General features: G+C 51.7%; 23 protein-coding genes. 7 read left to right on the forward strand and 16 right to left on the reverse strand.

Annotation, left to right across the window (positions count from 1 at the left end; genetic code table 11):
• Positions 1-8: 8 nt before the first annotated feature.
• From IE055_RS15950 to IE055_RS15965, 4 genes are read right to left on the reverse strand one after another with little or no spacing between them, the layout of a single operon-like run.
• Positions 9-455, reverse strand: a complete 447-nt coding sequence (locus IE055_RS15950) for a VOC family protein (RefSeq protein ID WP_189402685.1) — start codon at positions 453-455, stop codon at positions 9-11.
• Positions 455-1,462: a porphobilinogen synthase gene (gene hemB, locus IE055_RS15955; protein ID WP_189402686.1), complete on the reverse strand. Its 1,008-nt coding sequence runs from the start codon at positions 1,460-1,462 to the stop codon at positions 455-457. Before hemB ends, IE055_RS15950 begins: the two co-directional genes overlap by 1 nt.
• Positions 1,463-1,497: 35 nt before the next feature.
• Complete coding sequence (gene mtgA / locus IE055_RS15960; RefSeq protein WP_189402687.1) at positions 1,498-2,295, reverse strand: monofunctional biosynthetic peptidoglycan transglycosylase; 798 nt, start codon at positions 2,293-2,295, stop codon at positions 1,498-1,500.
• A gap of 9 nt (positions 2,296-2,304) precedes the next feature.
• Positions 2,305-4,059: a GspE/PulE family protein gene (locus tag IE055_RS15965; protein WP_189402688.1), complete on the reverse strand. Its 1,755-nt coding sequence runs from the start codon at positions 4,057-4,059 to the stop codon at positions 2,305-2,307.
• Positions 4,060-4,170: 111 nt separating this feature from the next.
• Here IE055_RS15965 and IE055_RS15970 point away from each other — a divergent pair, with 111 nt between their 5' ends.
• Both IE055_RS15970 and IE055_RS15975 read left to right on the forward strand, forming a co-directional pair.
• Positions 4,171-4,653 (forward strand): hypothetical protein, encoded by a 483-nt coding sequence (locus IE055_RS15970; RefSeq protein ID WP_189402689.1) that lies wholly within the window; start codon positions 4,171-4,173, stop codon positions 4,651-4,653.
• Positions 4,653-5,141 carry a hypothetical protein gene (locus IE055_RS15975; protein WP_189402690.1) on the forward strand — a complete coding sequence of 163 codons (489 nt, stop codon included), beginning with the start codon at positions 4,653-4,655 and terminating at the stop codon, positions 5,139-5,141. The genes IE055_RS15970 and IE055_RS15975 overlap by 1 nt, the downstream gene beginning before the upstream one ends.
• Positions 5,142-5,153: 12 nt before the next feature.
• Here IE055_RS15975 and IE055_RS15980 read toward each other — a convergent pair whose 3' ends face one another.
• Entirely contained in the window at positions 5,154-6,146 is a 993-nt protein-coding gene (locus IE055_RS15980) for a serine/threonine protein kinase (protein WP_189402691.1), read from the reverse strand.
• Positions 6,147-6,207: 61 nt separating this feature from the next.
• Between IE055_RS15980 and IE055_RS15985 the strand changes: the two genes are divergently transcribed.
• Positions 6,208-7,029 carry a glycerophosphodiester phosphodiesterase family protein gene (locus IE055_RS15985; RefSeq protein ID WP_189402692.1) on the forward strand — a complete coding sequence of 274 codons (822 nt, stop codon included), beginning with the start codon at positions 6,208-6,210 and terminating at the stop codon, positions 7,027-7,029.
• Between the two features lie 93 nt (positions 7,030-7,122).
• Here the strand turns inward: IE055_RS15985 and mscL are convergent, their stop codons facing one another.
• The 3 genes from mscL to IE055_RS16000 form a co-directional block, all read right to left on the reverse strand.
• Entirely contained in the window at positions 7,123-7,554 is a 432-nt protein-coding gene (gene mscL, locus IE055_RS15990) for a large conductance mechanosensitive channel protein MscL (protein ID WP_189402693.1), read from the reverse strand.
• Between the two features lie 122 nt (positions 7,555-7,676).
• Positions 7,677-8,480: an endonuclease/exonuclease/phosphatase family protein gene (locus tag IE055_RS15995; RefSeq protein ID WP_189402694.1), complete on the reverse strand. Its 804-nt coding sequence runs from the start codon at positions 8,478-8,480 to the stop codon at positions 7,677-7,679.
• Between the two features lie 15 nt (positions 8,481-8,495).
• Positions 8,496-9,302 (reverse strand): class I SAM-dependent methyltransferase, encoded by an 807-nt coding sequence (locus IE055_RS16000; RefSeq protein ID WP_189402695.1) that lies wholly within the window; start codon positions 9,300-9,302, stop codon positions 8,496-8,498.
• A 548-nt stretch (positions 9,303-9,850) separates the two neighbouring features.
• Here IE055_RS16000 and IE055_RS16005 point away from each other — a divergent pair.
• Positions 9,851-12,058: a primosomal protein N' gene (locus tag IE055_RS16005; RefSeq protein ID WP_189402696.1), complete on the forward strand. Its 2,208-nt coding sequence runs from the start codon at positions 9,851-9,853 to the stop codon at positions 12,056-12,058.
• A gap of 16 nt (positions 12,059-12,074) precedes the next feature.
• Here IE055_RS16005 and IE055_RS16010 read toward each other — a convergent pair whose 3' ends face one another.
• Together IE055_RS16010 and IE055_RS16015 are read right to left on the reverse strand one after the other, a co-directional pair.
• Positions 12,075-12,596, reverse strand: a complete 522-nt coding sequence (locus IE055_RS16010) for a glycine cleavage system transcriptional repressor (protein ID WP_189402697.1) — start codon at positions 12,594-12,596, stop codon at positions 12,075-12,077.
• 121 nt (positions 12,597-12,717) lie between these two features.
• The gene (locus tag IE055_RS16015) at positions 12,718-14,277 is read right to left on the reverse strand and encodes a protein adenylyltransferase SelO (protein WP_189402819.1); all 1,560 of its coding nucleotides are present in this window, start codon (positions 14,275-14,277) and stop codon (positions 12,718-12,720) included.
• 102 nt (positions 14,278-14,379) lie between these two features.
• Here IE055_RS16015 and IE055_RS16020 point away from each other — a divergent pair, with 102 nt between their 5' ends.
• Complete coding sequence (locus IE055_RS16020) at positions 14,380-16,071, forward strand: DUF3592 domain-containing protein (protein WP_189402698.1); 1,692 nt, start codon at positions 14,380-14,382, stop codon at positions 16,069-16,071.
• On the opposite strand, the gene IE055_RS16025 is transcribed toward IE055_RS16020, so the two are convergent.
• Together IE055_RS16025 and IE055_RS16030 are read right to left on the reverse strand one after the other, a co-directional pair.
• Entirely contained in the window at positions 16,058-17,662 is a 1,605-nt protein-coding gene (locus IE055_RS16025; RefSeq protein ID WP_189402699.1) for an AmpG family muropeptide MFS transporter, read from the reverse strand. The genes IE055_RS16020 and IE055_RS16025 overlap by 14 nt on opposite strands.
• 21 nt (positions 17,663-17,683) lie before the next feature.
• Positions 17,684-18,499, reverse strand: coding sequence for an exodeoxyribonuclease III (locus IE055_RS16030; RefSeq protein WP_189402700.1), 816 nt, complete (start codon positions 18,497-18,499; stop codon positions 17,684-17,686).
• A gap of 65 nt (positions 18,500-18,564) precedes the next feature.
• On the opposite strand from IE055_RS16030, the gene pyrE reads away from it, so the two are divergent.
• Entirely contained in the window at positions 18,565-19,224 is a 660-nt protein-coding gene (gene pyrE / locus IE055_RS16035; RefSeq protein ID WP_189402701.1) for an orotate phosphoribosyltransferase, read from the forward strand.
• A gap of 31 nt (positions 19,225-19,255) precedes the next feature.
• Positions 19,256-20,476 (forward strand): multifunctional CCA addition/repair protein, encoded by a 1,221-nt coding sequence (locus IE055_RS16040; protein WP_189402820.1) that lies wholly within the window; start codon positions 19,256-19,258, stop codon positions 20,474-20,476.
• Here the strand turns inward: IE055_RS16040 and IE055_RS16045 are convergent.
• From IE055_RS16045 to IE055_RS16060, 4 genes are read right to left on the reverse strand one after another with little or no spacing between them, the layout of a single operon-like run.
• A complete protein-coding gene (locus IE055_RS16045) occupies positions 20,445-20,990 on the reverse strand; it encodes a DUF7010 family protein (protein WP_229794331.1) in 546 nt (181 codons plus the stop codon). The genes IE055_RS16040 and IE055_RS16045 overlap by 32 nt on opposite strands.
• A 33-nt stretch (positions 20,991-21,023) precedes the next feature.
• Positions 21,024-22,418, reverse strand: coding sequence for a right-handed parallel beta-helix repeat-containing protein (locus IE055_RS16050; protein WP_189402702.1), 1,395 nt, complete (start codon positions 22,416-22,418; stop codon positions 21,024-21,026).
• 18 nt (positions 22,419-22,436) lie between these two features.
• Positions 22,437-23,615: a dipeptidase gene (locus IE055_RS16055; protein ID WP_189402703.1), complete on the reverse strand. Its 1,179-nt coding sequence runs from the start codon at positions 23,613-23,615 to the stop codon at positions 22,437-22,439.
• 10 nt (positions 23,616-23,625) lie between these two features.
• Complete coding sequence (locus IE055_RS16060; RefSeq protein WP_189402704.1) at positions 23,626-25,188, reverse strand: DNA recombination protein RmuC; 1,563 nt, start codon at positions 25,186-25,188, stop codon at positions 23,626-23,628.

Genomic DNA, 25,188 nt, shown 5'->3' on the forward strand with positions numbered 1-25,188 from the left:
GCACCAAGCTACCAGGTGCCGGTATTCGGCATAGACGCCCATGGCTCCTCAGCTGGTAACGCATCGCCTTTTTGCAGCAATTCGATGGAGATGCCATCCGGTGTTCGGATAAACGCCATATGCCCATCACGAGGTGGCCGGTTAATCACCACACCTTGGTCCATCAGCGACTGACAAAGCGCGTAAATGTCGTCAACGCGATAAGCCAGATGACCGAAACTGCGACCACCGTCGTATTGGTTTTCATCCCAGTTGTAGGTGAGTTCCACCAGCGGGGCTTTATCTTGTTTGGCCCGTGCAAGATCGTGCGGTGCGGCCAGGAACACCAGCGTAAAGCGACCGGCCTCATTTTCCATGCGATTGGTCTCGATTAGACCCAATTTATTACAGAAGAAATCCAGTGCCGCGTCTAGATTACCAACGCGCAACATGCTGTGCAGATATTGTAAGCTCATCAGTTTTTCTCAGTGGTTAGCCAGTGTGCGACATCTTCCGCAAAGTAGGTGAGGATCGCGTCAGCACCAGCTCGTTTTATGCACAATAGTGACTCCAGTACGCAGTCGCGCTCATTGAGCCAACCTTGTTGTGCCGCCGCTTTAAGCATGGCGTATTCCCCGCTGACCTGATACACCATGGTTGGCACTTGTAACTCCGACTTGATGCGTTGCACGATATCCAGATAGGGCAAGCCTGGTTTCACCATGACATAGTCTGCGCCTTCGGCCACGTCTAACTGGACTTCATGCACCGCTTCATCCGAATTCGCCACGTCCATTTGATACGTGTACTTGTCTGCGCCCGCTAAATTGCCGGCCGACCCAACTGCGTCTCGAAACGGGCCATAAAATGCCGATGCGTATTTGGCCGAATAGGCCATGATCTGGGTGTTTACGAAGCCTTCAAGCTCCAGCGCAGCACGAATTTCCGCCACGCGTCCGTCCATCATGTCCGACGGCGCAACAATATCGGCACCGGCCTCGGCGTGCGACACCGCTTGCTTGACCAGAACGCTGATCGTTTCGTCATTTAATACATAGCCAGCCTCATCCAGAATTCCGTCCTGACCATGCACCGTAAATGGGTCGAGTGCGACATCGGTAATCACACCAATCTCTGGCACCGCCTGCTTGATGGCTCGGACTGTGCGCTGGGCCAGACCATCAGGATTGTATGCTTCTTCTGCCATTAACGATTTGTTTGCTTCGCCAACGACCGGAAATAACGCGATCGCCGGCACACCCAATTGATCCAACCGAGTGGCTTTGTTCACCACCAGATCCATGGTCATGCGCTCCACACCGGGCATTGACGGCACCGCTTCTGTGCGGTTTTCGCCTTCAATCACAAACACCGGTAGAATTAGGTCGCTGATGCTTAAGGTGGTCTCACGCATCAGGCGTCTGGCAAATTTAGCGCTGCGGGCACGCCGCATACGGGTGGTAGGATATTGTCTGTTCGTCATAGTGTCGATTCGAAAATTATCGTGTTACTCATCGGCTATAGGTCCCGCACCATGCGGCGGCCACCTACGCGCGGCATTTGATCTTGAATATACGCCGCGCGCTCTTTCAGATAGTCTGATGGGTCAGCGGGATTGGAGCGCGATGGTGTTGGCAAACTGGCCGCGATCAAGGCCGACTGATACGGCGTTAGGTCACGCGCTGGAACGCCGAAATAATACTCACTGGCGGCACCGATACCAAATACCGATTTACCGAATTGTGCAAAATTGACGTACAACTCCAGAATCCGTTGTTTAGGCACAATCAACTCCATCCAAACCACGAGCCAAGCTTCCAGTCCTTTGCGCAGGTAGCTGCGTTTGGGCCATAGAAACAGGTTTTTGACGGTCTGTTGGGTAATCGTGCTGGCACCGCGCGAAATGCCGTTCTCACGATCCTCAAGCACCTCGCGTATCTGCTTGATATCAAACCCAAAGTGATTCGGAAACTGCTGATCTTCTGAGGCGATTACCGCATTCGGGAAATACAAGGAGATGTCCTCGAAATCGACCCATTTATGTTTGATATTTGTATTGTTGTTACGAATGTTCAGCTCGATGAAACTGCTGGTCGGCGGATTGTAGTATCGCAGCACCACCATGGGTAAGGCCGAGATAAAACAAACCAACAGGATCAATCGAAACGTCCAGCGCCAAAACCAGCCACGTTTGCGTCGACCTCGACGGTACCTGCGAGCGCGTGGTTCATTCGGCTGCTTACCAATAAAATTGCTGCGCAGACGCCGGCGCTGCACTTCCGCATTTGAGCGGGTAGGTCGCATTAATTCAGACATAACAATACGTTACGCCACAAATGGGGTAACGCGCAATACTTCTTCGATGGTCGTGAGCCCTTGAGAGATTTTCTTCGCGCCACTGTGACGCAAGGTCAGTAAACCATCGGTTTTGGTTTGAGCGCGCAGCGTTTCAAGGTCGGAGTCAGGCTTCACTCGGGTTTTCAACGTGGAGGTCATCTCCAGCATCTCATACAAACCGACGCGCCCTAGGAAACCCGTTTGGCGGCACTCGATACAACCCACGGGTTTGCAAGGCGCCTCGAGCTCCAAGTCCATGCCATCCGTAAAACTTGCCCATACGGCCGGATCCAGTTCATCCGGCTGCTTACAGCTCGGGCACAAGGTGCGCACTAATCGCTGCGCCATCACACCCAGCACCGTGGCATTGATAAGATAAGCCGGCACACCCAACTCCAGTAATCGCGTTATGGCGGACGGCGAATCGTTGGTGTGCAATGTGGATAAAACTAAATGACCAGTCAGCGCCGCTTGGATCGCCATCTCCGCGGTGTGCAGATCACGGATCTCACCGATCATGATGATATCCGGGTCCTGCCGCAGCAAAGCCTTGACGCCAGCAGCAAAGGTCAGATCAATCGACGCATGCACCTGAATTTGATTGAAAGAGGGCTCAACCATCTCGATCGGATCTTCAATGGTACACACATTGACTTCGCTGGTGGCCAACTGTTTGAGCGTGGAATACAACGTAGTGGTTTTACCGGACCCGGTCGGACCGGTGACCAGAATGATGCCATTAGTATGCGAGGTTAGCTGGTTCCATACGCTTAACTCACGATCACTCAAGCCAAGCTGTTCGAAACCACGCTGCAAAACTTCAGGGTCAAAAATCCGCATCACCATCTTCTCACCCATGGCGGTCGGGATGGTGGATAGACGTAGTTCGATTTCTTTATCGTCCGGCGTGCGCGTTTTCAAGCGGCCATCCAAGGGACGTCGTTTCTCGGCGATATCCATACGCCCGAGGGTTTTCAGGCGACCGATAATTGCCAGTAGTACGTTAGGCGGAACTTGATACGCGTGATGCAAGATACCATCAATTCGAAAGCGCATTTCTCCCATGGCTTTGCGTGGTTCCAGGTGGATATCGCTGGCACGCTGTTCAAACGCGTACTGCAATAGCCAATCCACCAGCTGCACGATGTGGTGGTCTTCGGCGTCCAGCTGGCCGCGACGTCCCAGGTCGACCAGTTGTTCCAAGTTTTGCTGAATACTGACACCAGTGCGCTCGTCGGAAATCGTTGAACGGCTGATTGAATTAGCAAGCGTGTAGAACTCTGAGACATACCGGTCAACTTCGTTCGGGTTGGCGAACACAATATGAATTTCTTTGCGCAACAAACCTTCGAGGTCGTCTTTCCAGGACAGATCAAAGGGGTCCTTGACCGCCAGCGTGACGAACTCGGGCGAGTTACTGACGGCCAGAAATCCGTGTTTTTTAGCAAACTGCGGTGCCACCACTTGTGTCACTGAACCGATATCGATCTTCAGTGGATCGATGACGAAATACGGTATGTCGACTTGCTTGGCAAACCACTCAGACAAGTACTCCAACGTTATTTTTGTGCCCGTCTGCTCATGGGTTGGCAGGCTTTTGGCGATACCAGCCAGCGGATGCATCAGATCGGTGTGATCATTGAGCAAATTTGCATCAATGCGTTTAGCTTCGGCCACAGAAATCATCTGATCTTTGAACATCGCCTTCAAGATCGACTTGTGTGTTAATTTATCAATCGGCATTCACTACATCCGGAAATTGAGTCTTTGACGATGTTATGACATGAGGTGCTATCATGCCAGTCATATTACATTAGCGATCCTTGTGATCGACATTAAACTTCTGAGAAACCTGTGATTAGAGTTGTCATTGTTGTCTTAGTTTTGGTCTTGATCTGGATACTATTTTTATCCAATTTTCCAAAACGAACACGCATCATTTTGGCCAGCGCAACCGTGCTAGTGGCCCTGCTTGGTGCCTGGTTTGACGGCTTGGGCCAAAACCCGAAAACTGGTGTGATCGACCCGAGCGAACTCACGGTGTGCGGCTTAGAGGTAGCCCACACCTATCGAACCAACTTTGACGTCACATTGTGTGTCAAAAATACTGCTACCCAGGCCGATGTCACACGCCTTCGCTACACCATTATTGCTGAGCAATGTGATGACTCCGGAGCTTGCGAGCAATTGGCACAGGCCACGCGTGACACCTTGTTTGCCATTCAGGCCAACACCCAAACCAGCAAAACGCAGAATCTCGACTTTAAACCGGTTGACGCCTCGGTAGCCAACCTAACCTGGCGCGCCACCATCGACGGCGTCAAAGCGACCCAATAGTGCCACGCGAAACCCTGCTCAAACTTGTGCAATGGATGTTCTTGATGCTGGGACTGGCATTCCTGTTTGTGTTGTTCCGAAGCTTAAGCGGACCGCCGCTAACAGTCGATACTGGACACCCATTCGACGATGTTGAAACTGGCGAAACAGCGCTACGACGTATCAATGGTGACCGTGTCTGGGCTACTCGACTGAGCGCACTGCAACGCTCACAGGCGATAGAACTAGCCAACGTGGTAATGGACCCGAATAGCGGTTGCAAGGCCGTTGTGGCGGTTTGCGCGCTGCACGCCGAGACCCAACAGAACGGCATCGAAATTGCCTTCAGCCTCAAAGCACCACCTCAATTGTCGCGCCAGACGCCTTGGTATGGGGGATTTATCGATCCAACGACTGGGGCTGTTTATGATCGCCTCGGCAGAGCCTATCGACTGAATGACAACACTGCCCCTAATGCACTGCCGATTGCCACCACCATCATGGACTAGCTCGACAACCGTTTAACCGTACCAGACTAGCGGTTCTTCGTGCAGGACCGCCGCCTGCTCTCGCAGGCTGAGAATATGGTCCTCCCAGCAACGCTGCGTATTAAACCAAGGGAAAGCTAATTTAAAGGCCGGGTCGTCCCACCGTTTGGCCAGCCACCCGAAATAATGGATCAAGCGCAGTGTCCGCAAGGCTTCGATAAGGTGCAATTCCCGCGCATCGAAATCACAAAACTCGGTATAGCCAGCTAAAACCGCATCCAACGCGACGGTCTGATCCGCACGATCGCCAGCAAGGAACATCCATAAATCTTGTACTGCTGGCGCCATGCGCGCGTCATCAAAATCCACGATATGTGGTCCATCATCAGTCCACAAAATATTGCTCGGGTGACAATCACCATGGGTACGAATCATGCGCACTTCGCCAGCGCGCTCATAACACAACGCCACTTCTTTAAGCAGCTGCTCCGTTAAGGACGTGTAAGCATCAACTAGGTCCGCAGGGATAAACCCATTTTGCAAAATAAACTCGCGCGGTTCATAACCAAACGAGTTCGAATCCAATGTTGGTCGAAACGCAAACACCCCGCTTTGACTTACACGGTGAATACGCCCCATAAAACGACCAAGTTGCTCCAGATGTTCATCACTTTCCAGGTCCGGCGCACGACCTCCGCGATTAATAAATAAGGCAATTCGGTGTGCTTCAGTTTTAAGTAATGTCTGACCGTCGACGTTCATGGGTGCGACCACCGGAATCTCTAGATCCGCCAATTCCTCAGTAAACTGGTGTTCCTCTAGAATCGCATCATCGGTCCACCGGTGCGGTCGATAGAACTTGGCCACCAGACTTTGACCGTCTGCTAGGCCAACACGATACACTCGATTTTCATAACTATTCAGTGCTAAAAGTCGACCGTCACATTGAAATCCAAATCGCTCGATACTATTTAACACTTCATCGGGCGACAGGTTGGCAAAGGCATTATCTAGAAGTTTGATCACTCAGTTCAATGGCGCAAAAGGCTGGCCGCATACAGAAGGTTAATGGTAAGGTGAGGATAACATGGTGGATAACGGGGAGGACGATTTGCTTGTAACGAGTGACGATCTTCGGTTGGAAGGTGCACCGCCGATTCTGGTGGCACATCGGGGTTATTCAGGACGCTACCCTGAAAATACATTGTTGGCTTATGAGGCAGCCTATCAACATGGCGCGCGCTTTATGGAGCTGGATCTGCAAATGACAGTGGATCACGTACCGATTTTACATCACGATGTGAGCCTGGCTCGGATGGCTGGCATAGACGTGGATATTCGTGACACCCAAGCTAAACACATTAAAGCCATGCGGGCCAGCTACCCGGCCCGGTTCGCCACCGAGTTCAATGACAACCCCTTCACTACGTTTAAGAAATACGCCAAATGGGTCGCCACAGTGCCGGAAGTCACGACGTTTGTCGAGATCAAACAGGAGTCGATTGATCGGTTTGGCATCCCTTTGTTTGTCGATCAGGTCGAGCATTGTATCAACAAAACAAACACCGCTACACAATGCGTGATTATTTCATTCAACGCCGATGTCATTGACTACACACGAAAAACTGCGTCACTTCGAACCGGCTGGGTTCTGCCGGCGTGGAATGACCAAACAGAAGCCATCGCTCAGCGACTGCAACCAGACTTCATATTCTGTGACAAAAACTTATTGCCGACAGAGGACGAACAGATCTGGCGCGGCAACTGGGAATGGGCAATCTACAATCTCGACGATGTGCCGTCTGCCATACAGATGGCTAATCGAGGCATGCACTACCTAGAAACCAACCAAATCGGCACCTTAATGCGGCATGACGGATTGGCAAATCGTCGGCCAAAAACACCTTGAAAGGCGAACGTTGCTGCGAACGAACGCCTAGAATAGGTACCGTTAACCGACTGAAGTTTGGGCTCTTGCCGCTCCTTGGCAAGAACTGAAATCCTACTGTTTCGCCAACTGGTCGCGGATTTCAGTCAACAACTTAACTTCCGCTGAAGGCTCCGCAGGCGCTGCGGCTTTCTCTTCTTCCATTGCCGCTTTGGCTTTGTTCATACCCTTGATTACCATGAACAGCACGAAAGCCACGATCAGAAACGTGACGACGGCATTAATGAACACGCCGTAATTCACCGTGACAGCTCCGGCCTCTGAAGCGGCTTCTAAGGTAGTGTACGTGGCGCCTTCCACTGGATTGTCGATCACCACGAATAAATCACTAAAATCAACGCCACCGGTCACATAGCCAACCATAGGCATAATGATGTCGTCTACGAACGACTTGACGATAGTACTGAATGCGGCACCGATCACGATACCGACGGCCATATCGACAAAGTTACCCTTCATCGCAAATTCTTTAAACTCTTTTAGCATGGGCTGCTCCTCATGTAAGAATGGTTAAATGTGGTAGTTCTTTTTGCCAACATGGAACTAACGAGGTCTGCTGCAACAACACAGACACAGCATTATATCGCTTGAGGCCAAGGACCGTTGAGCTATTTAAAATCCAGCGTCACCTCATAATACGGATGATCCGACACACCGATCTCGACCATCTGACCTTCCAACACCTTAAAACCACGAGTTAGAATCCAGTCGATGCGATCACGATTCTCAAGATCAAGTCCAGCCACTGACACCGCATCCAGCACATCAATGTCTTTGAGCGCATTGGCCAATGCCGTCGTCTGCGCACGACTATTAAAGTCTCCGACCAAGATTGCACGCGGGTACTTAGCAAACTCCTGCAGCACGAGCTCCAGTTGTGTTTCGCGACCACCGCGTGTGTGCAAGTGCGTGTTGATGAAATGAAAACTCTGACCTTTCCATGCAACTTCCGCCACGGTCATATTGCGAAAGCTCTTATTGGATTGATCGGGCAGCATCTCGACCACCCAGTCTTTGATCTGGAGCTTACTCAACAGCGCGTTGCCGCGATGCTCTCTGAGCCATCGTCGACGTGTCGCGCAGAACAACCAACCGAAGCCACCGGCCTCGGCAATACGCTGCGTCTGAGCGCGCCCAATTCCTAACAAATTGCTCAGGCTGGGTGCATAGACTTCCTGCACGCCAACCAGATGTGCTGCCGCCATTACGCGAGCGCTTGCCAGTAGGTCGCGACGGCCATTCGCATCTTTGCCGGTTTGAATATTGTAGGTCGCAACCCTCAATAAGTCTGGCTCGCTGAGGTTAGCAGGCAAACCAATCAAACCATGACCGGCTTTGTCGCCCGCTGGTTTCGACTTTCTGGCGGCCAAAACCAACACAAGGATAAGAACAATGACGAAAATCCGAGACACGGTGCGACCCCCTGGTTACTTACTCGCGACTAAATATGCAACATAAGACAAGCAAGCCTCGCCCTGCTCGGATTTGGTAAATACGCCATTACCACTTTCACCATCGTCGTCCGTACCTTCCCAATAGCAGTCGACACTGCTGAAACCGGCGTCTTGGAGTATTTCCCGCAGCTCTGGCAGACCCCATAAACGCCAGTCGTAGGTAAAGGCATCGGTCATTTCAGTGCCGTCAGGAAATCGGAAGTGAATGTGCAACCGCGCTTCACCGGTGATCGGATTAATACTGTCTTGATCCCAAACGTAGGTGAAACTTTCATCATCCATTTCGGTCTCTTCTTCTAGCTCCTGAATACTTTCCGGTCCGCCGTGCAGGTCGCATACAAAGATGCCGTCCGCCGCCAGATCATTATAGACCCCAACAAAATACGCCAGCATTTCAGCGCGTGTTTTGAATACCCAGTAAGAAAAGTTTTGTGCGCAACGCACATCCGGCGCTTTTCGGCTCGGTGTCCGTGCATCCTCTTGATACTGCTGGACACGCTTGGCGACCGCACCCAAAGGTTGAAGATTATTTGCCAATCCCCAGGCCAACGGTTCCGGATCAATATCGTATGACTCCGTGGTATAGCTTTTACCCAATTTGGCCCATTCGCCGGACATAAGACAGGTACCACAGAAGTCCTCTCGTAGATGTTTTGGCTTCTTGCCGCGAATGGCCTTGTAAGTATCGACAAGAAATTGCACATCCTGATCGGCAGACTGCACAGCCTGTTGGTAAAGTACGTATTTATCGGCTGTCTTGGCGGTCAGTTTTTTGCCCATAGAGTATCTGCGGCGCGTGAGTTAAAAGTCGTCTACAGTGTAGCCGAAAAACCGATTGGCCAGTAGCGAAAACCCGCGTACATGGACAACCGACAAGAGACGCTGGGCACGAAGACAAGGCCACGCTTTCGAGATGCCGTATACTTATCCCACCTCATCAATATGAGTGAGCCAGTAATCGGCAATTGTTGAAAGATCGTTACAATAACAATCGCTAACTTATTGAAATATTTAGAATCTGGCAGACACGACTTTTATGGCCCAAAACGCACTTATACACATTTATTTTATGTCAAGAGATTTGTAGTTTTTTTTTGTGTTGTAATTTGAGTGTCACAAACCAGTTTACGTAAGTTATTGATTTTAATGATTAAAATAGATTGCTCAAAATTTAGGCAAAATTTGCAAAGCCAATGGTTACGGTGTGTTACGGCTGGTGTGGTGGTTTTATCAACAAAGTTATCCACAGGCTCTGTGAGTAAGTTTTTAAGTCCAGCATTCACGCGGCCTGCGCCGCGACAACGGGCAAGGCACGCGCAGCAAAACCTATGACCACACCTATAATCTCAGTCGCGGTTCCGGTCCCTTTGAGGCAGACTTTCGATTTTTTACCATCCGATGAATCGCACATACCGCCGGTCGGCGCTCGCGTAAAAGTCCCCTTTGGGACGCGTACATTAATCGGCATTGTGGTGGCTCAGAAAGAGTCCTCAGACCTGCCACAAAGCCGATTAAAACCGATCAAAGAAACGCTTGACCAGCATGCGGTGCTGCCGCCGGATCTGTTGCTGCTCGCGAACTGGATTAGTCAGTATTATTTAGCGCCCTTGGGTGAAGTCTGTGACCTAATGTTACCGGTTGTTCTACGCCAAGGCGGCGATGTGGCGCCACCTGCGGTTAAAAGTTGGCAATTGACTGAGTTGGGGCGCAGTTCACCGGCCGATGAACTGAATCGTGCACCACTGCAGCTCGCGATCATCAAACGCTTTATGCAACACCAAGTACTCAACGCCAGCCACTTCAAAGATGAGACTTCGAGCTGGCGACAGGCTTTGCGCGCGTTGATTGAAAAGGGATGGGTAAGCGAACATACCGCTCACCCAAAGCTCAGCGGCCCAGCAAGCAACACCAATTCGATCGATCTAAATACGGATCAACAAACAGCATTTGATGCGATCCGCACGTCCCTCGAGGAACAACAGTTCTCTTGCACTTTATTACATGGTGTTACTGGTAGCGGAAAAACCGAAGTGTATTTCGCCGCAATGGAGGAAGTACTAAGCAAACAGCGCCAAGTTCTTCTGCTGGTACCCGAAATTGGTCTAACGCCGCAGCTAATGGACCGTATCGCAGCACGCTTCTCGGTGCCTGTGGTGAGCATGCATTCAGCGCTTAACGATCGCGAACGACATATCGCTTGGTGGCACGCCGCCAACGGTGACGCCAGAATCATTGTAGGCACACGATCGGCGATATTTAGCCCATTCAACGACTTGGGTTTGATCGTGGTGGACGAGGAGCACGACGCATCCTACAAACAACAGGACGGAGTACGGTACCAAGCACGCGATGTGGCTATATTCCGCGCCAAGAAGGCCGACATTCCGATTATTTTAGGATCTGCCACACCGGCGCTGGAAACCTATGCCAACGCGCAGTCTGGAAAGTATCAACTTTGCAGCCTTAACCGCCGTGCGACCGACACCGCACTGCCAAGGGTTGAACTGGTCGACCTCAACCTGCAACCCAGTAATGACGGACTGAGTCCCGCTTTAATGGAGGCGATCAAAGGCACGCTTGCCAATTCACAACAGGTCATGTTGTTTCTTAACCGACGTGGATTCGCACCAGTATTGTATTGCGCTGCCTGCAAACAAACGGCAACGTGCCATCGCTGCGACTCACACCTGACGATCCACCGCCGTGCGAATCGTATGCGCTGCCATCATTGTGGCTATGAAGGCAGAATTACTCCGCAATGTGATCACTGTAAGGCAGACGAGCTGGTTGAAGTCGGCGATGGGACACAGCGCGTGGAGGAGGCGCTGACACTGCGCTTTCCGGACGCCGCGGTGCTGCGTATCGACCGTGACAGCACACGACGCAAGGGTGAGTTAGAAGCCATGCTGGGTCAGGCCCGAGATGGAGACGCAGACATCATCGTTGGAACGCAGTTGATCACCAAAGGCCACGACTTCCCAAATATTGGTTTGGTTGGCGTACTGGATGTCGACCAAGGTTTATACAGTACGGACTTTCGCGCTCCCGAGCACTTGTTTCAGCAGCTGGTGCAGGTCTCTGGCCGCGCGGGACGCCGCGATACCGTGGGGCGTGTGGTAATACAAACTCGGTTCCCCGATCACCCACTGTTTGAGTCGGTACGCTCACACGACTTCAATACCTTTGCGCAACAATTACTAACCGAACGTCGAGCAGCAGACTTTCCGCCATTTGGCTATTTCGCCTTAATTCGAGCCGAATCACCACACCAAGCAGCGGCCATGCAGTTTCTGCGTCGTGCCAAACAAGACATTCAGCCACAACCTGGTGTCATGGTATTGGATGCGGTTCCCGCACCAATGGAGCGCCGAGCCGGACGATACCGAGCCCAACTGTTAATTACCGCCGAACAGCGGTCTACCCTGCACACGACGCTACAGCACTGGCTATACCATTTGAGTACCGACAAAGATGCCAAGAAACGAGCCAGCTCGGTACGCTGGAGCCTGGATATCGACCCGCAGGATTTTTACTAAACTAAGCGACCTAGTGTTACTCGTCGAGGATCGACACCATTAGGTCATCCGACACACTCTCTAACAACGCCTCCAAGGCTTGCTCACTCACACCGTCCGGCAACGCTAGAAACAGGTGCGCGCGGAATAATGGGTAACCTGCCATCGACGCGCTTTCACACTCCGTGTCAATGTTGTCGACATTAACATTGGCATCGGCGAGCTTGTCGGTAATTTCTTTAACAATACCCGGGCGGTCATTGGCTTCGACCAAAATCTGTACGCTGTCAACTTCCTCCTGATCGGGCTCCACACTTGACGCGTCCTGCACGGTTACAAAAATCCCTTCTGCACTCAAGTCACGCAGCGCCACCAGCAAGGCCTGCTTATTCGTTTCTTCAACGGTGAGGTGCACGATACCGGTGAATTGCCCGCACAAACGAGACAAACTGCTTTCGAGCCAGTTGCCATCATGTTGAAGCACAGTATTTGACAGCGTTCTCACGATGCCGGGACGGTCTTTGGCGAACAGGGTAATTACAATTTTTTCCGTAGACATGATGGATTACTTACCACTAATAAAGGCTTATACTGATGTCGAGTATACTGCCAACGCACGAGCTTTGGGGGATTAACTCAAGCCCCTCGTCACCCATTCTTAGTTGCTGCGCAGCTCGTGGTCAACTAGAACAAGATAACATGGAGCAGCCGGCTTTGGTCTTAGCCCAGTCCGGTCTTCGAGCAGCGAAATGAGCGTACTCCGGTTGTGCATCATACGGTTTTCGCAACACCTCCAGCAAGGTATGAATGCGAGAATAATCGCCTGCCTCAGCCAGCTCAATCGCCTGCTGTGCAAGATAATTACGAAAGATGAATTTGGGATTCACCGCATTCATTGCTGTCGCGCGCTCTGCCTGAGACCGACCGTCTTGTGCTAGCCGTGCTTGGTAGGTCGTCAGCCACGTGGTAAGCGCCGACCGATATTCGACACTGATTTGCTCATCGTAGAAGGCGGGTTTAAACGTCGATACCGTCAACTCTGGTTGCGCCAAGCATCGAAAAAACAAAGTCAGGTCGGTCTCGGTCTGTGTCAACAACGACTCCAGGTCTGCTATCAACGCTCCATCCTCCGACTGGAATGCGATCAATCCCAGTTTGCTGGCCATCATGGCTTGCCACTGCGATTGATAACTGGCTTGAAATGCTTCCAGAGAGGCCTCCAAGGGCATACTGTCATTCACCAGCGGATACAATGCGTTGGCGAGTTGATAGCAATTCCACAGCGCCACGTTCGCTTGTTGACCGTACCGGTAACGACGGTGCTGTGCATCCGTGGTATTGGGGGTCCAATCAGGGTCGAAGTTATCCAACCAGCCATACGGTCCATAGTCGATCGTTAAACCCAGAATCGACATGTTATCGGTGTTCATCACGCCGTGTACAAAGCCAACACGCATCCACTCGACAACCATGCGCACGGTACGCTGACAGACCGCATCAAAGAATGCGGCAACCAGCGAAGATGAGTCAGGCTCAAAATCCTCCAGCAACTGCGGAAAATGCTGTTGGATAACAAAATTCGTCAACATGCGCAGCTCTGTTAACTCGTCGCGTGCGGCAAACAACTGGAAATTTCCGAAGCGCACAAAACTGGGGCTGACACGGCACACCACCGCACCGGGCTCAAACTCGGCATTCCCGTCGTACATCATGTCACGCATTACCTGCTCGCCGGTTTGAACCAAGCTCAAGGCACGCGTGGTCGGAACCCCAAGGTGATGCATTGCTTCGCTGCATAAAAACTCGCGAATCGACGAGCGCAACACCGCCAGCCCATCGGCGGTGCGTGAGTAGGGTGTGGCCCCAGCACCCTTGAGTTGCAGCGCCCACGGCTGACCATCCTGACCGACAACTTCGCCCAGATTAATCGCACGTCCGTCGCCCAGCTGTCCGGCCCAATTACCAAATTGATGTCCGCCATAACACATCGCAAATGGTTGTGCGCCAGCAGGCACTGTGTTGCCGGAAAATACGTCTAAGAAATCTTGACTACGACAATCCCTCGCATCCAGTCCAATCAGCTCCGCGACCTCGCTCGCAACCGCGACCAAACTCGGGTTGGCCACCGGCGTTGGGGTGACCCAAGAATAGCCGGCTTTATGCACCTGACGTCGTTGGTTGGTGGTTTCTGGGTCGGCGGGCAAGGCCGCGACAAAGCGATTATCAAACTGCAAATGCATGGTGAAGAAATGGCACTCTCGCCCTAGGGTATGGTACTTTTGCTGCAAGCATAACAAAGTTACTGCCAAGGTCGTGCAGTGATCGTGGATGGAGTAAAACAAGTGAAAGGAAATTTGGTTGGGATCCTGTTCTTTGGTGTCTTTGCTGCCGCTGGCGTCGGTATTTTCGCGTTTCAGGGTTTACCGTCGATTACCAACTCACTGGATGCACGCTCATGGAATCAGGCACGAGCGGAACTGTTATCGCACGAATTAAAATCGTACCGTGGTGATGATTCAACCACCTACAAAGCTGTTGGTGAATATCGCTATCAATACAACGGACAATACTACACCTCGGATCGCCTAAGCTGGTCATCAGGCAGTGACAATATCGGCTCGTATCAACAGGACCTTCATCGCGAGCTGTCCCGTATTGCGAGCCGCGGCGGCGAGTTTCTGGTCTGGGTTGATCCAGATGACCCTAGCTCAGCCGTGTTTGACCGTGATATGCGCTGGGGAATGCTGCTATTTTCTGGCATGTTCCTACTGATCTTTGGTGGCATCGGCTTCGGTGGTATCTACGCCATGATCAAATACCGTAACGCCGGTGAAAAACTGGCCGGTGTCAGTGACGCCACGCCGTGGCTGGCTTATGAAGAATGGAAGGATCCAGTACGTTTGTCGAACAGCAAAACCGGTACCACGTTTATGCTTTATTTTGCGCTGTTCTGGAACGTGATTTCATTGGCGGGCTTCTTTGCCGCAGCGCAGGCGATTATGAAGGGTCAGTACGCCGCGTTGCTGGTGTTGATTTTTCCAGCCATCGGCATCGGCCTGCTTTACTACTGGTATCGACTCAAGAAGAGCTACGACCTTACCGGCCCAATGCCCTTCACCATGGACCCGCACCCTGGTTCGATCGGCGGCCAATTGGGTGGTCACATTGACCTGAACATCCCAGTTCGTCAACAACCGAAATCCACTGAAGTTCGCTTACAATGTTTACGCAAATATCGCAGCGGAAAAGAGACACGCACGAACGTGCTGTGGCAACGCCGCATGATCCCGATCTTAAGTTCCACCGGCAACGGCCTGCGAGCCAGCTTTTGCTTCGATCTCGATGACACTCGTTTAGCGCCGTCAGACCCACCGCTGGGGCTACCCCGCGTGCACTGGGAACTCAACTTTGTTGTCCAGCTGGCGGATGGTACCAAGATTGATCGCACCTACGATGACCTGCCAGTATTCGAGACCGGCGAAGCTTCCTCCATCCGAAACCCAGAAGCGCACATAACGACGTCAACAGCAATGGCCTCGGTCCACCAGTTTCTCGTAGGCAACGTGCTGGACTTGCAGCGTTCAGCCGGTGCGTACAGCTTGACATACCCTGCGTTTCGACAAATATCGGGGCTTTTTATGGCGATTGTCGGACTCGTTTTCGTCGTCGCCGGACTGATGATTCCAGACCGGGTATTCAATATTGTGTTTCCACTTATTGGCGGGCTTACCACGATTGCAGGGCTAATATGGTTCGGCGGTGGCCTCACGGTACGATTTGGGCCAGAAGGAATTACCGCGAACCGCTCCGTTTTAGGCATCCCCTTAAAAAAGCAGTTTGTTCCATCATATTCCTTCAAAGAGTTTAAAGAACATGAAAGTCACAGCACAACCAGCGGTAAAACGACCAAGAAATACTATGCGTTGTTCGCACATGGTCGCCAAGGAGAAATCGCATTGGTGGCCAAAAACCTAAATGGATTAGAAGAAGTCGATGCTGCCAAAGAAAGGCTGCTACAAATTATCCAACCTTAGCTCGAGTTACTGGCTTTAGATCCACATGCCGAGAGACATAGAGAATGAGCACGATCACCGGCAAGCCTAAAGCACTGGCAAACAGAAAGAAGTTGGTGTACCCAAACATGTCCACCAGTGTCCCCGAATAACCGCCCAAAAACTTAGGGATCAGTGTCATGATGGAACTGAATAAAGAGTACTGAGTCGCAGTAAACGAAACATTGGTCAAACTCGACAACCAGGCAATAAACGCGATCAAGGCGATGCCCTGGGTGAGGTTGTCCATAATAATCACAAGCGTCAACTCTCGTGGCAAGGTTAAGCTGGTCCAGCCGCCCCAACCCTCACTAAAAGAAAAACTTGGCAATGGAATCGCCAGAAAGGTGAACTGGTCTCCGACCACGGTCAGCCAAACGAATAGCAAATTCGTCAGCACCACCAGCACTGCGCCCAATAATAAACTGCGCAACACGCCAATCTTCAACGCGAGAAACCCACCTAGAAAGCTACCCAAAATGGTCATCAAAACGCCAAACACTTTTGTCACGCTGGCGATTTGGGATTTGGAGTAACCCATATCTTGATAAAACACATTGGCAATGATGCCAAGCACGATATCTGATATTCGGTAGCAGCCAACAAGTATCAGCACCCAAACCGCCAAAGCACCGTAGCGCTTTAGGAAGTCCTTGATTGGTGCCACATAACCTTGCTCAACCATCAGTGGGTTAGCAAACTCCAAACGCAGACTCATGCGCGCGACCCAATACGCCACACTCAACGCCACACACAGCACTAGCGCACCGTAGACAAAAGAGATCAGATGTTGCAACCCGCCTTGGGCCAGCTCAGGCGCGCTTGGCGCTAGCCAAAATACGGCTACAGCGGCCACCACAGAGATGACAAACACCTCGGTAAAACGCATATAGTCACGCGTTGGGTAGGGGTAGTCGACACCTTCATGCTCAGGCTCTCGCACCATCAAAGTCGTGAGCACGCCGACCAGCATGAATCCCGCCATACAATAATAAGTGTTGCGCCACGCCGAATAGGAATAGACGTCAGTCGTGCTGCCAAAATATTCAGCCAGATACAGGGCGCCGGCCCCGGCAACAATCATCGCTACTCGATAGCCAGTCAAGTAAGTGGAGCTCAAAATTGCTTGCATGCGCGCATTGGACGACTCAATCCTAAATGCGTCAATCACAACGTCCTGGGTGGCTGATGAAAAGCCCAGCATTACGGCCGCCAAAGCCATTGCCACCAGACTGGACTGCGGATCGACGTTCGCCATCCAGCAAATCGCACCAATCACCGCCAGTTGAGAGATCAGTAGCCAGCCACGACGCCGTCCCAATGCCTTGCTCAAAATCGGCACCGGCACTTTATCAATTAAGGGTGCCCACATAAATTTGAATGAGTACCCGAGCGCAGCCCAACTGAAATACGTAACCGAGGACTTCTCAACGCCTGCTTCGCGCAGCCACAACGACAAACTGGAGAATATTAGCAGAATGGGGATGCCCGCGGAAAACCCCAGTAACAGCATGATCCAAACCGGTTTCTCTCGCCACCAGCGGATTGGTTCGTGTATCGCCTCGTGCGTCATCGAAGTTCCGGGCGACTAGCCTTAAAGGTCGTATTCAATCGTCAGTGGCGCGTGATCCGAAAACCGCTCGTCTTTATAAATGTGCGCCGAACCCGGTACCACCTTGTCTTTCAAGTTGTCGCTGATTACGTGGTAATCAATCCGCCAGCCAGTGTTATTTGCCCAAGCCTGACCGCGGTTTGACCACCAGGTGTACTGTTCAACTTCCTGGTTTATTAAGCGAAAGGCATCATGAAACCCCGCATTCCCGCGCACGGTCTCACTGGTCTCGCTCTCGGATTCACCAAACAGCCAGTCCATCCATTGCCTTTCCTCGGGCAAGAAGCCAGAGTTTTTTTGGTTGCCTCGCCAGTTCTTAATATCCGCCTTTTTATGCGCGATATTCCAGTCCCCGCAAATAATAGTCTTACGGCCCGATGCAATAATCTCTGCCAGCCGCGCTTCAAACCGCGCCATCATGTCGTACTTAAACACCTGACGCTCTTCTTTACTCGACCCGGACGGCATATACAAGGACACCACGCTCAGATCACCAAAGTCAGCCTGAATGTAGCGTCCCTCAGCGTCAACATCTTCAAACCCATCACCCAAGCCAACATGTACTGCGTCCGGCTCGTGTCGACAATGCAGACCAACACCACTGTAGCCCTTTTTTTCAGCTGAATGGAAATACGTGTAGTAGCCTTCTGGGTGATACGGCGCACCTTCGATCTGATCCGGCTGCGCTTTAAGTTCCTGCAAACAAACTACATCCGCATCCATCGTTTGCAACCAGTCATACATTCCTTTGCGAGCTGCGGCACGAATACCATTAACATTGATCGATATTACTTTCATGATTTTGAGTGGCGAATTCTGTGTCAGCGGGTATCATACTTGAATTGCCACAAAGATTAACGACTATGCTTCCATACCAAGAACAATTTATCGATTTTGCGCTCACAACTGGCGTACTTCGATTTGGCGAATTCAAACTGAAATCCGGACGCACCAGCCCCTACTTCTTTAATACCGGCTTGTTTAATAGTGGGGCGACTATGCTGCAATTCAGCCGCTATTTTGCAACCAGCATTGAACATTCCGACATCGAGTTTGATGTCTTGTTCGGCCCTGCATACAAAGGTATCACTCTGTCTTGCGCGGTAGCAATGGCACTGTCAGAAGCCTCTGGCAAGGAAATCCCCTTCGCGTTTAATCGCAAAGAGAAAAAAGACCATGGTGAAGGCGGTAACATGGTTGGTGCGGAGCTTCAGGGTAGAGTCGCGATTATTGACGACGTCATCACGGCCGGCACGGCTATCCGCGAATCAGTTGCCATGATCGAAGCCACTGGTGCAAAACCGTCTGCGGTATTCTTGGCCCTCGATCGTCAAGAGAAAGGGCAGAAAGGCGGCGAAGTCACCGAGATGTCCGCGATTCAGCAAGTCGAAGCCGAGTTTGACATCCCAGTTAAAGCCATTGCCACACTGGATGATTTGATCGAATACTTAAAGCAGCGCCCTGAGCAGGCCGAGAACCTTGAGCGCATGCACACCTATCGCGAAATCTACGGCATCCAATAGGCGTGCCCTGACAAATATTCTCATGAGCAGCATCAAGAGGTACCTGGTTGGCGGCGCGATTCGCGATCGTCTTCTGGGCCGAGAGGGTTTGGATCGCGACTGGGTGGTGGTTGGTGCCACGCCCGAACGCATGGTCGAACTCGGTTATCTGCCGGTAGGCAAAGATTTTCCAGTGTTTATCGACCGCGATAGCGGCGAAGAACATGCACTCGCACGTACCGAACGCAAAACGGCCAAAGGCTACCAAGGATTTCAGTTTAACGCGTCGCCCGATATCACGCTGGAGCAAGACCTGCAACGGCGTGACCTGACCATCAACGCGATGGCCGAAGATGAAAGCGGCGTTATTATTGATCCATTTCACGGCCAACAAGACCTACAAGCGGGAATTCTGCGTCATGTTTCGGACGCGTTCGTGGAAGACCCGGTGCGCGTTTTACGCACTGCCCGATTTGCCGCACGCTTCAAATTTAAGGTAGCGGCAGAAACGCAGGCATTGATGAGTAAAATGGTGGCCAATGGTGAGGTCGATGCGCTGGTCCCCGAGCGCGTTTGGGCAGAGATGCGTAAAGCACTGGATACCGACGCACCGCAAATTTTCTTCCAGGTATTGCGCGACTGCGGTGCGCTGGCGCGCGTGTTACCCGAAATCGATGCCTTGTTTGGCATTCCGCAAACGGCAAAGTATCACCCTGAGATAGACACCGGCGTTCACACCATGATGGTGGTGGAACAGGCGGTTCGCTTGAGTGACGACCCGCTGGTTCGATTTGCGTCATTGGTGCACGATTTAGGTAAGGCAGAAACACCGAAAGACGAATTACCCTCGCATAAGGGCCATGAACGGCGTGGTCTGCCCTTAGTTCGTACACTCTGCGCGCGCCTGCGCGTGCCAAAAAAGTTTCAGTCTCTGGCGCTGGCGGTCTCTGAGTACCACTTGCACATGCACAAAATGTTCGAACTGCGACCTCAAACCATTCTTACCATGCTGGAGAACACACGGAGTCTGATGGACGACGAGCGCGCACAGCAAATCGCCCTATGCTGCATCGCAGATGCGCGAGGACGAACCGGTTTCGAAGACCACGACTACCAACAAGCGGCATTGTATTTACGCTTTCAGCAGGCGGCAAAACAGGTGGATGCTGGCGCTCTAGCGAAAGGGCTAACCGATGGCAAAAAGATCCAGCAGAAAGTGCATCGCGCTAGACTTGATGCAATTAAAGCGGTGCCTCGCGTCGTGCCAGATTAAAGATCACCGCCGCGCCCAGCACCTCGATCACGCCACCAACAAATGCGCCGACTAAAAATGCGACTTGCAACACAAAGCAGGCCGCACCGCTGATCGCGAGCAAACCACCGATTACCCAGTACATGCGCATTCCATATAGGGATGAGAACATCAGGTAACGGCCACCGATGATTAACAGCATCACGGGGTAAAAATACTGGCTGTTTATTTGCAGCATCGCAAACGCCAAAAACAAACCGATAAACAATAAAATGGTGGTCTCTAATGCCAGCGGCAGCAACGGGTTACCCGGCATATGCTTACCACGTCGACCCAGCCACTTGGCCAGCAAACTGCCGACCGGATGAATCGCCATTCCACCAATGAATAAGGTGAATACACTGGCCTTCTGTGACACAACTAGCCCTACCAGACCGGCCAACAACCACACTAAGCCGGACACCAGCATGCCGGGCGCACCACCGAAGTATCCCGACCGCATATCGTGTTGTGCTGCGTTGAATTCTATCGTCATTGCCCCTTCAGGTTGACTAATTCACGTATTGCATCATCGCAGACACGGAGTGGTCCACGGCGCAGAAGACAGCGGCAAAACGACTGGCTCACCGTTGTGTGTATTGCCTTCAGCGCGGCCAGTAGTTCGTCGAATGCGGTAGGACCAACAGTAACGAGGGCTACCAGGGTCTGGGTGCGTCGACGTCTGATTATCAATCACCACCGCATTGTCAAACTCATTTAAAGCCAGAAAATAACCCGACCAGATATTACGTCGTATATCGGCATCAGCGCTTTTGTACATGTACATGCCACACCCGTTGCACACATTGTCGTGCACATAGGTGACTTCATTGTGCCCCTTTGGACCACCTCTGGAATACTGAATGTATCCCAGCAATCCATTCACCGAGCGACTTAACATGGTGATGCGATTATGTGCAATCACATGACTGGTTTTGTGCCAGGTGACAATCGGCCCATCAACGTAGGTGTTGCCCACACCTTGCTCCATCACGTTGTCGATAATAAACGTATTGCGCCCAGTACTGCTGACAATATCGCCGCCACGATTATGATGGAAATAATTTTTGCGGATCACAATATCACGATCACGCCGACCCGCGCCTTCGATATCAATCCCGAACTGCGGTGACGTCCCTTTGATGTGGTGAATTTCATTATTTTCAATTAACACACGCAGGCTGCCGACCAGTGAAACGCCCTGGCGACGGTTATTAAAAATGTTGTTGTTACGAATTGTAATGTCGGTCGCTTCATCCAATAGCAATAAGCCGTCACCAGTTAGATCACGAATCACCATATCCTCGACCAGCACACGCTGGCTGTTACTCCAAATACAAATCCCATGCCCTTCATCGTGCGCGGTGCCGCCATCCGAGCCTCGCGGTACATACTGATGCGTGGCCCGGTCACCGACAATAGTGCCGCCCTGAATCGTCACATTTTGCTCGCCGCTGACTCGCAGTACGCAATAGTTCCATTTGTCGTTGGCCGCCATACGCAACACGGTATTCGAACTCAGCACCAAACGCATATTACTGTGCAGATCGAGGCCTTGCTGATAAATGGCATTGCCATACTTGCCCAGCAAATACTGCCCATTTGGAATAATGACCTGATTGAAACCCTCTGCGTCTGCCCAATCCAGCGCGGCTTGCAAACCATTCGTAGTCGCAACTGAATTGCGTCCATCATTGGGAATATTCCAGCGCGTGAGCTCGACCGTGTATGAGTTTATTGGTGTGTGACTCGGCAGCTGGACTTTGAAGTCGATGGGCACCGGAAGTGGCTTCACGCCACTTAAGATGGCCGGCATGACGTCCAGAATAAAATCATCATCATCGGCCTGCACCTGGATCGGCCCCATCGCACTCAGCAACAACAGCAAACTTAATTGGAAAAACGTTTTAGCGGACAGAAACATCGTAGTAGACCTCGAGAATTAGCGTTCCGGCAGATAGCGAGCGAGAAATGCCGCCATATTTCCACCCATGACTAGGCGTACTTGAGCTTCATTCAGCCCTTTGGACAAGAGTGCATCGGTAAGCGCCACCAGCTCACTGGCATCAAACCCAGTCATCACACTGCCATCGAAGTCCGATCCTAGCGCAACGTGGTTCTCTCCGACTAAATTAACACCGTATACGATGGCATCCGCCACAGCGTCTGGAGTCACTCCACATACCGCAGCACGCCAATAACCGACCGCGATCAAGCCGCCTTTCTGCGCGATCTGCTGCATTAAGTCGTCGGCTATATTGCGTTCGGTGTTGCAATGCCCTTTAAATCCAGTATGGCTGACCACCAATGGTCGCTGCGCCATGGCTAGCACGTCGCGTACCACCGTCTCCGACGAATGCGACACGTCTAATACGATACCCAGTGCTTCGATCTTTGCAACTACATCACGACCAAAGTCAGTCAGCCCGGCCGCGACGACGCCATGCAATGAGCCGCCTAAACGGTTGTCGAAAAAGTGGTGCAGACTCATCATCCGAAACCCATCATCAAACAGACGTTGCACATTCTCCAAGTCTCCGTCTAAGGCGTGTGACCCCTCCGTGCCTAGCAGCGCACCGATTAACTTTGGCTGCGTTGCCCTGCGAGATAGAAACGTTTGTAGCTCGGCTTGGCTGCGAATGAGCATGATGTCGTCCGGATTCGCCGCAACCGTTTCGCGTAACCGTTGAGACTGGTAGCGTGCTCGCTCAAATAAACTGTTCCATGTACGCACCGGCCAACGCTGAGTCAACGCGAGCGACGTAATGTCATCATGCGCGTCAGCATCGTTTTTGTGAATATTTAGGCCCTTGGGCGATTTTGTGACCGTGGTAAACATCTGCAAGCCCACGTTGCCTGCTTGCAATCTTGGAATATCAACGTGGCCGTAATCGTGATGATCTTCTAAACGTCGCTGCCACAGTAAACTGTCCGCATGCCAATCACCAATCAAGAGCTCTGCATGCAATCGTTCCGCCTGCTCAGATACTGGCGCGTGGTTGAGTTTCGCCACCTCGTTAAGGCGCTTGTCGACGATCTTCGGCGCAAATCCAAAGAACCCAACAGCCAGTATTAATATCAGCCCCAGTACCGCTTTTACCAGCGTTCGTCGTCGTGCCATTGAGGGTCTCTCACTCGTTGTTATTATTGTTATCGTGGTCCGGCTTCGCGTCGATGCGCTGCGCAGTGAGTTTCGATGTATCAAACTCAATGTGTGAATGTTCCAACTCCGGCATGGTTTTGTTGGCTTTGGCCGACAGCTCATTAAAACGCTGAACTTTGCCTTGCAAACCTTGGTTGCCAGACAACGCGGTGACCGTTTGATTGAAATGCGTACTAGCGGTATTCAGTGTCTTGCCGAGCTTTTCCAAGCGCTCCGACACCAACACTACGGAATTGAAGATATCACCTGCGCGCTCACCCAGTAACCGGGCTTCTTTGTTACTGCGATCCAACATCCACAAGTTGGCGACTGTGCGCAAAATTGGGATCAGTGTGGTGTGCGACACCAACACCACGTTCCGTGTGTAACCAAAACCAAACAGTTCTGGGTCGTGCTTTAAGGCTTCGATGTAGGCGGGCTCGACCGGCATAAACATCAAGATAAAGTCGGGACTGTGGACGCCGTACAAATTGGTGTAATCCTTAGACGCCAGATCCATGATGTGACCCCGAACCGCTGCCACATGGGCTTTCATGGCCGCATCACGCTCAGCTTCATCCGCGCTGAAAGCTCGCTCATAGGCATTCAGGGACACCTTGCTGTCGATGACAATACACTTATCACCTGGCAGTTTAATCAAATAGTCGGTCTGCTTGCGGCGACCACTATCATCCACAAATGACGACTGCTTCTCATAATGGTCATGCTCCACCAGCCCACTCATTTCCAGTGTGCGTTCCAACTGCGCTTCGCCCCAGGCACCGCGCTGTTGTGAGCTGCCTTTCAATGCACTGGTGAGATTATTCGCTTCATCCCGCATTTGAATGCCCATCTTCATGACATTCTCGATCTCGGTTTTGAGGCTGGTATTGCCTTTGACGGCTTCATCGTGCACTTGATTAATGCGTCTTTGAAAGCCATCAATCTGCTCTTGCAATGGTTTCAGTAAGGCGCCAACACCTTCTTTATTTTGCTCCGCCAACATGGCTTGACGCTCACGAATGATTTCTTCAGACACCACTTTGAATTCGTTCTTTAGCTGCGCCTTCTGCGACTCGAATTGAACTTTGAGTTCCCGTAATTTTTCCTGCTCAGACTGCATACGCGCATTCTGCTCACGCACGTCGGCCTCCAAACGCGCGACTTTGCGCTGATAATTCTCCAGCATCTCGCGCAGCCCAAGCCGCTCTTTTTCGTTGGCAGAAAGCTGCGCCACTTTTTCATCGCGACTGCTTTTAAGCTCGGCTGTTTCGCTGGCCAACCGCGTGATCTCAAGTGCGGCTTTATCAGCCTTGTCAGCCAATTGTTGACGGTCGAATTCTAAATGCTCGACTTTCTGTGACTGTGTGGCCAAGCTAATCGCCTGCGTTTGCGTTAACTCAGCCAATGCGCTTGCACGTTTTTTGCCACGCAACGCCAAGACTAACAGGCACACCAGCAATATGAGCACGGAACCAACCAACCAATATAGCGAGATCGCCTGGCTTAACCATTCGATACTACGCTGGAGAAACGGGTGCGTATCGCTCAT

The organism is Arenicella chitinivorans (assembly GCF_014651515.1).
Classification (GTDB): domain Bacteria; phylum Pseudomonadota; class Gammaproteobacteria; order Arenicellales; family Arenicellaceae; genus Arenicella; species Arenicella chitinivorans.

Excerpts from the sequence above, each read along its gene's own strand:
- IE055_RS15950 (WP_189402685.1), bottom strand. The coding sequence starts at position 455 with ATGAGCTTACAATATCTGCACAGCATGTTGCGCGTTGGTAATCTAGAC.
- hemB (WP_189402686.1), bottom strand. The coding sequence starts at position 1,462 with ATGACGAACAGACAATATCCTACCACCCGTATGCGGCGTGCCCGCAGC.
- mtgA (WP_189402687.1), bottom strand. The coding sequence starts at position 2,295 with ATGTCTGAATTAATGCGACCTACCCGCTCAAATGCGGAAGTGCAGCGC.
- IE055_RS15965 (WP_189402688.1), bottom strand. The coding sequence starts at position 4,059 with ATGCCGATTGATAAATTAACACACAAGTCGATCTTGAAGGCGATGTTC.
- IE055_RS15985 (WP_189402692.1), top strand. The coding sequence starts at position 6,208 with ATGGTGGATAACGGGGAGGACGATTTGCTTGTAACGAGTGACGATCTT.
- mscL (WP_189402693.1), bottom strand. The coding sequence starts at position 7,554 with ATGCTAAAAGAGTTTAAAGAATTTGCGATGAAGGGTAACTTTGTCGAT.
- IE055_RS16000 (WP_189402695.1), bottom strand. The coding sequence starts at position 9,302 with ATGGGCAAAAAACTGACCGCCAAGACAGCCGATAAATACGTACTTTAC.
- IE055_RS16005 (WP_189402696.1), top strand. The coding sequence starts at position 9,851 with ATGACCACACCTATAATCTCAGTCGCGGTTCCGGTCCCTTTGAGGCAG.
- IE055_RS16010 (WP_189402697.1), bottom strand. The coding sequence starts at position 12,596 with ATGTCTACGGAAAAAATTGTAATTACCCTGTTCGCCAAAGACCGTCCC.
- IE055_RS16015 (WP_189402819.1), bottom strand. The coding sequence starts at position 14,277 with ATGCATTTGCAGTTTGATAATCGCTTTGTCGCGGCCTTGCCCGCCGAC.
- IE055_RS16025 (WP_189402699.1), bottom strand. The coding sequence starts at position 17,662 with ATGACGCACGAGGCGATACACGAACCAATCCGCTGGTGGCGAGAGAAA.
- IE055_RS16030 (WP_189402700.1), bottom strand. The coding sequence starts at position 18,499 with ATGAAAGTAATATCGATCAATGTTAATGGTATTCGTGCCGCAGCTCGC.
- pyrE (WP_189402701.1), top strand. The coding sequence starts at position 18,565 with ATGCTTCCATACCAAGAACAATTTATCGATTTTGCGCTCACAACTGGC.
- IE055_RS16045 (WP_229794331.1), bottom strand. The coding sequence starts at position 20,990 with ATGACGATAGAATTCAACGCAGCACAACACGATATGCGGTCGGGATAC.
- IE055_RS16050 (WP_189402702.1), bottom strand. The coding sequence starts at position 22,418 with ATGTTTCTGTCCGCTAAAACGTTTTTCCAATTAAGTTTGCTGTTGTTG.
- IE055_RS16055 (WP_189402703.1), bottom strand. The coding sequence starts at position 23,615 with ATGGCACGACGACGAACGCTGGTAAAAGCGGTACTGGGGCTGATATTA.
- IE055_RS16060 (WP_189402704.1), bottom strand. The coding sequence starts at position 25,188 with ATGAGCGATACGCACCCGTTTCTCCAGCGTAGTATCGAATGGTTAAGC.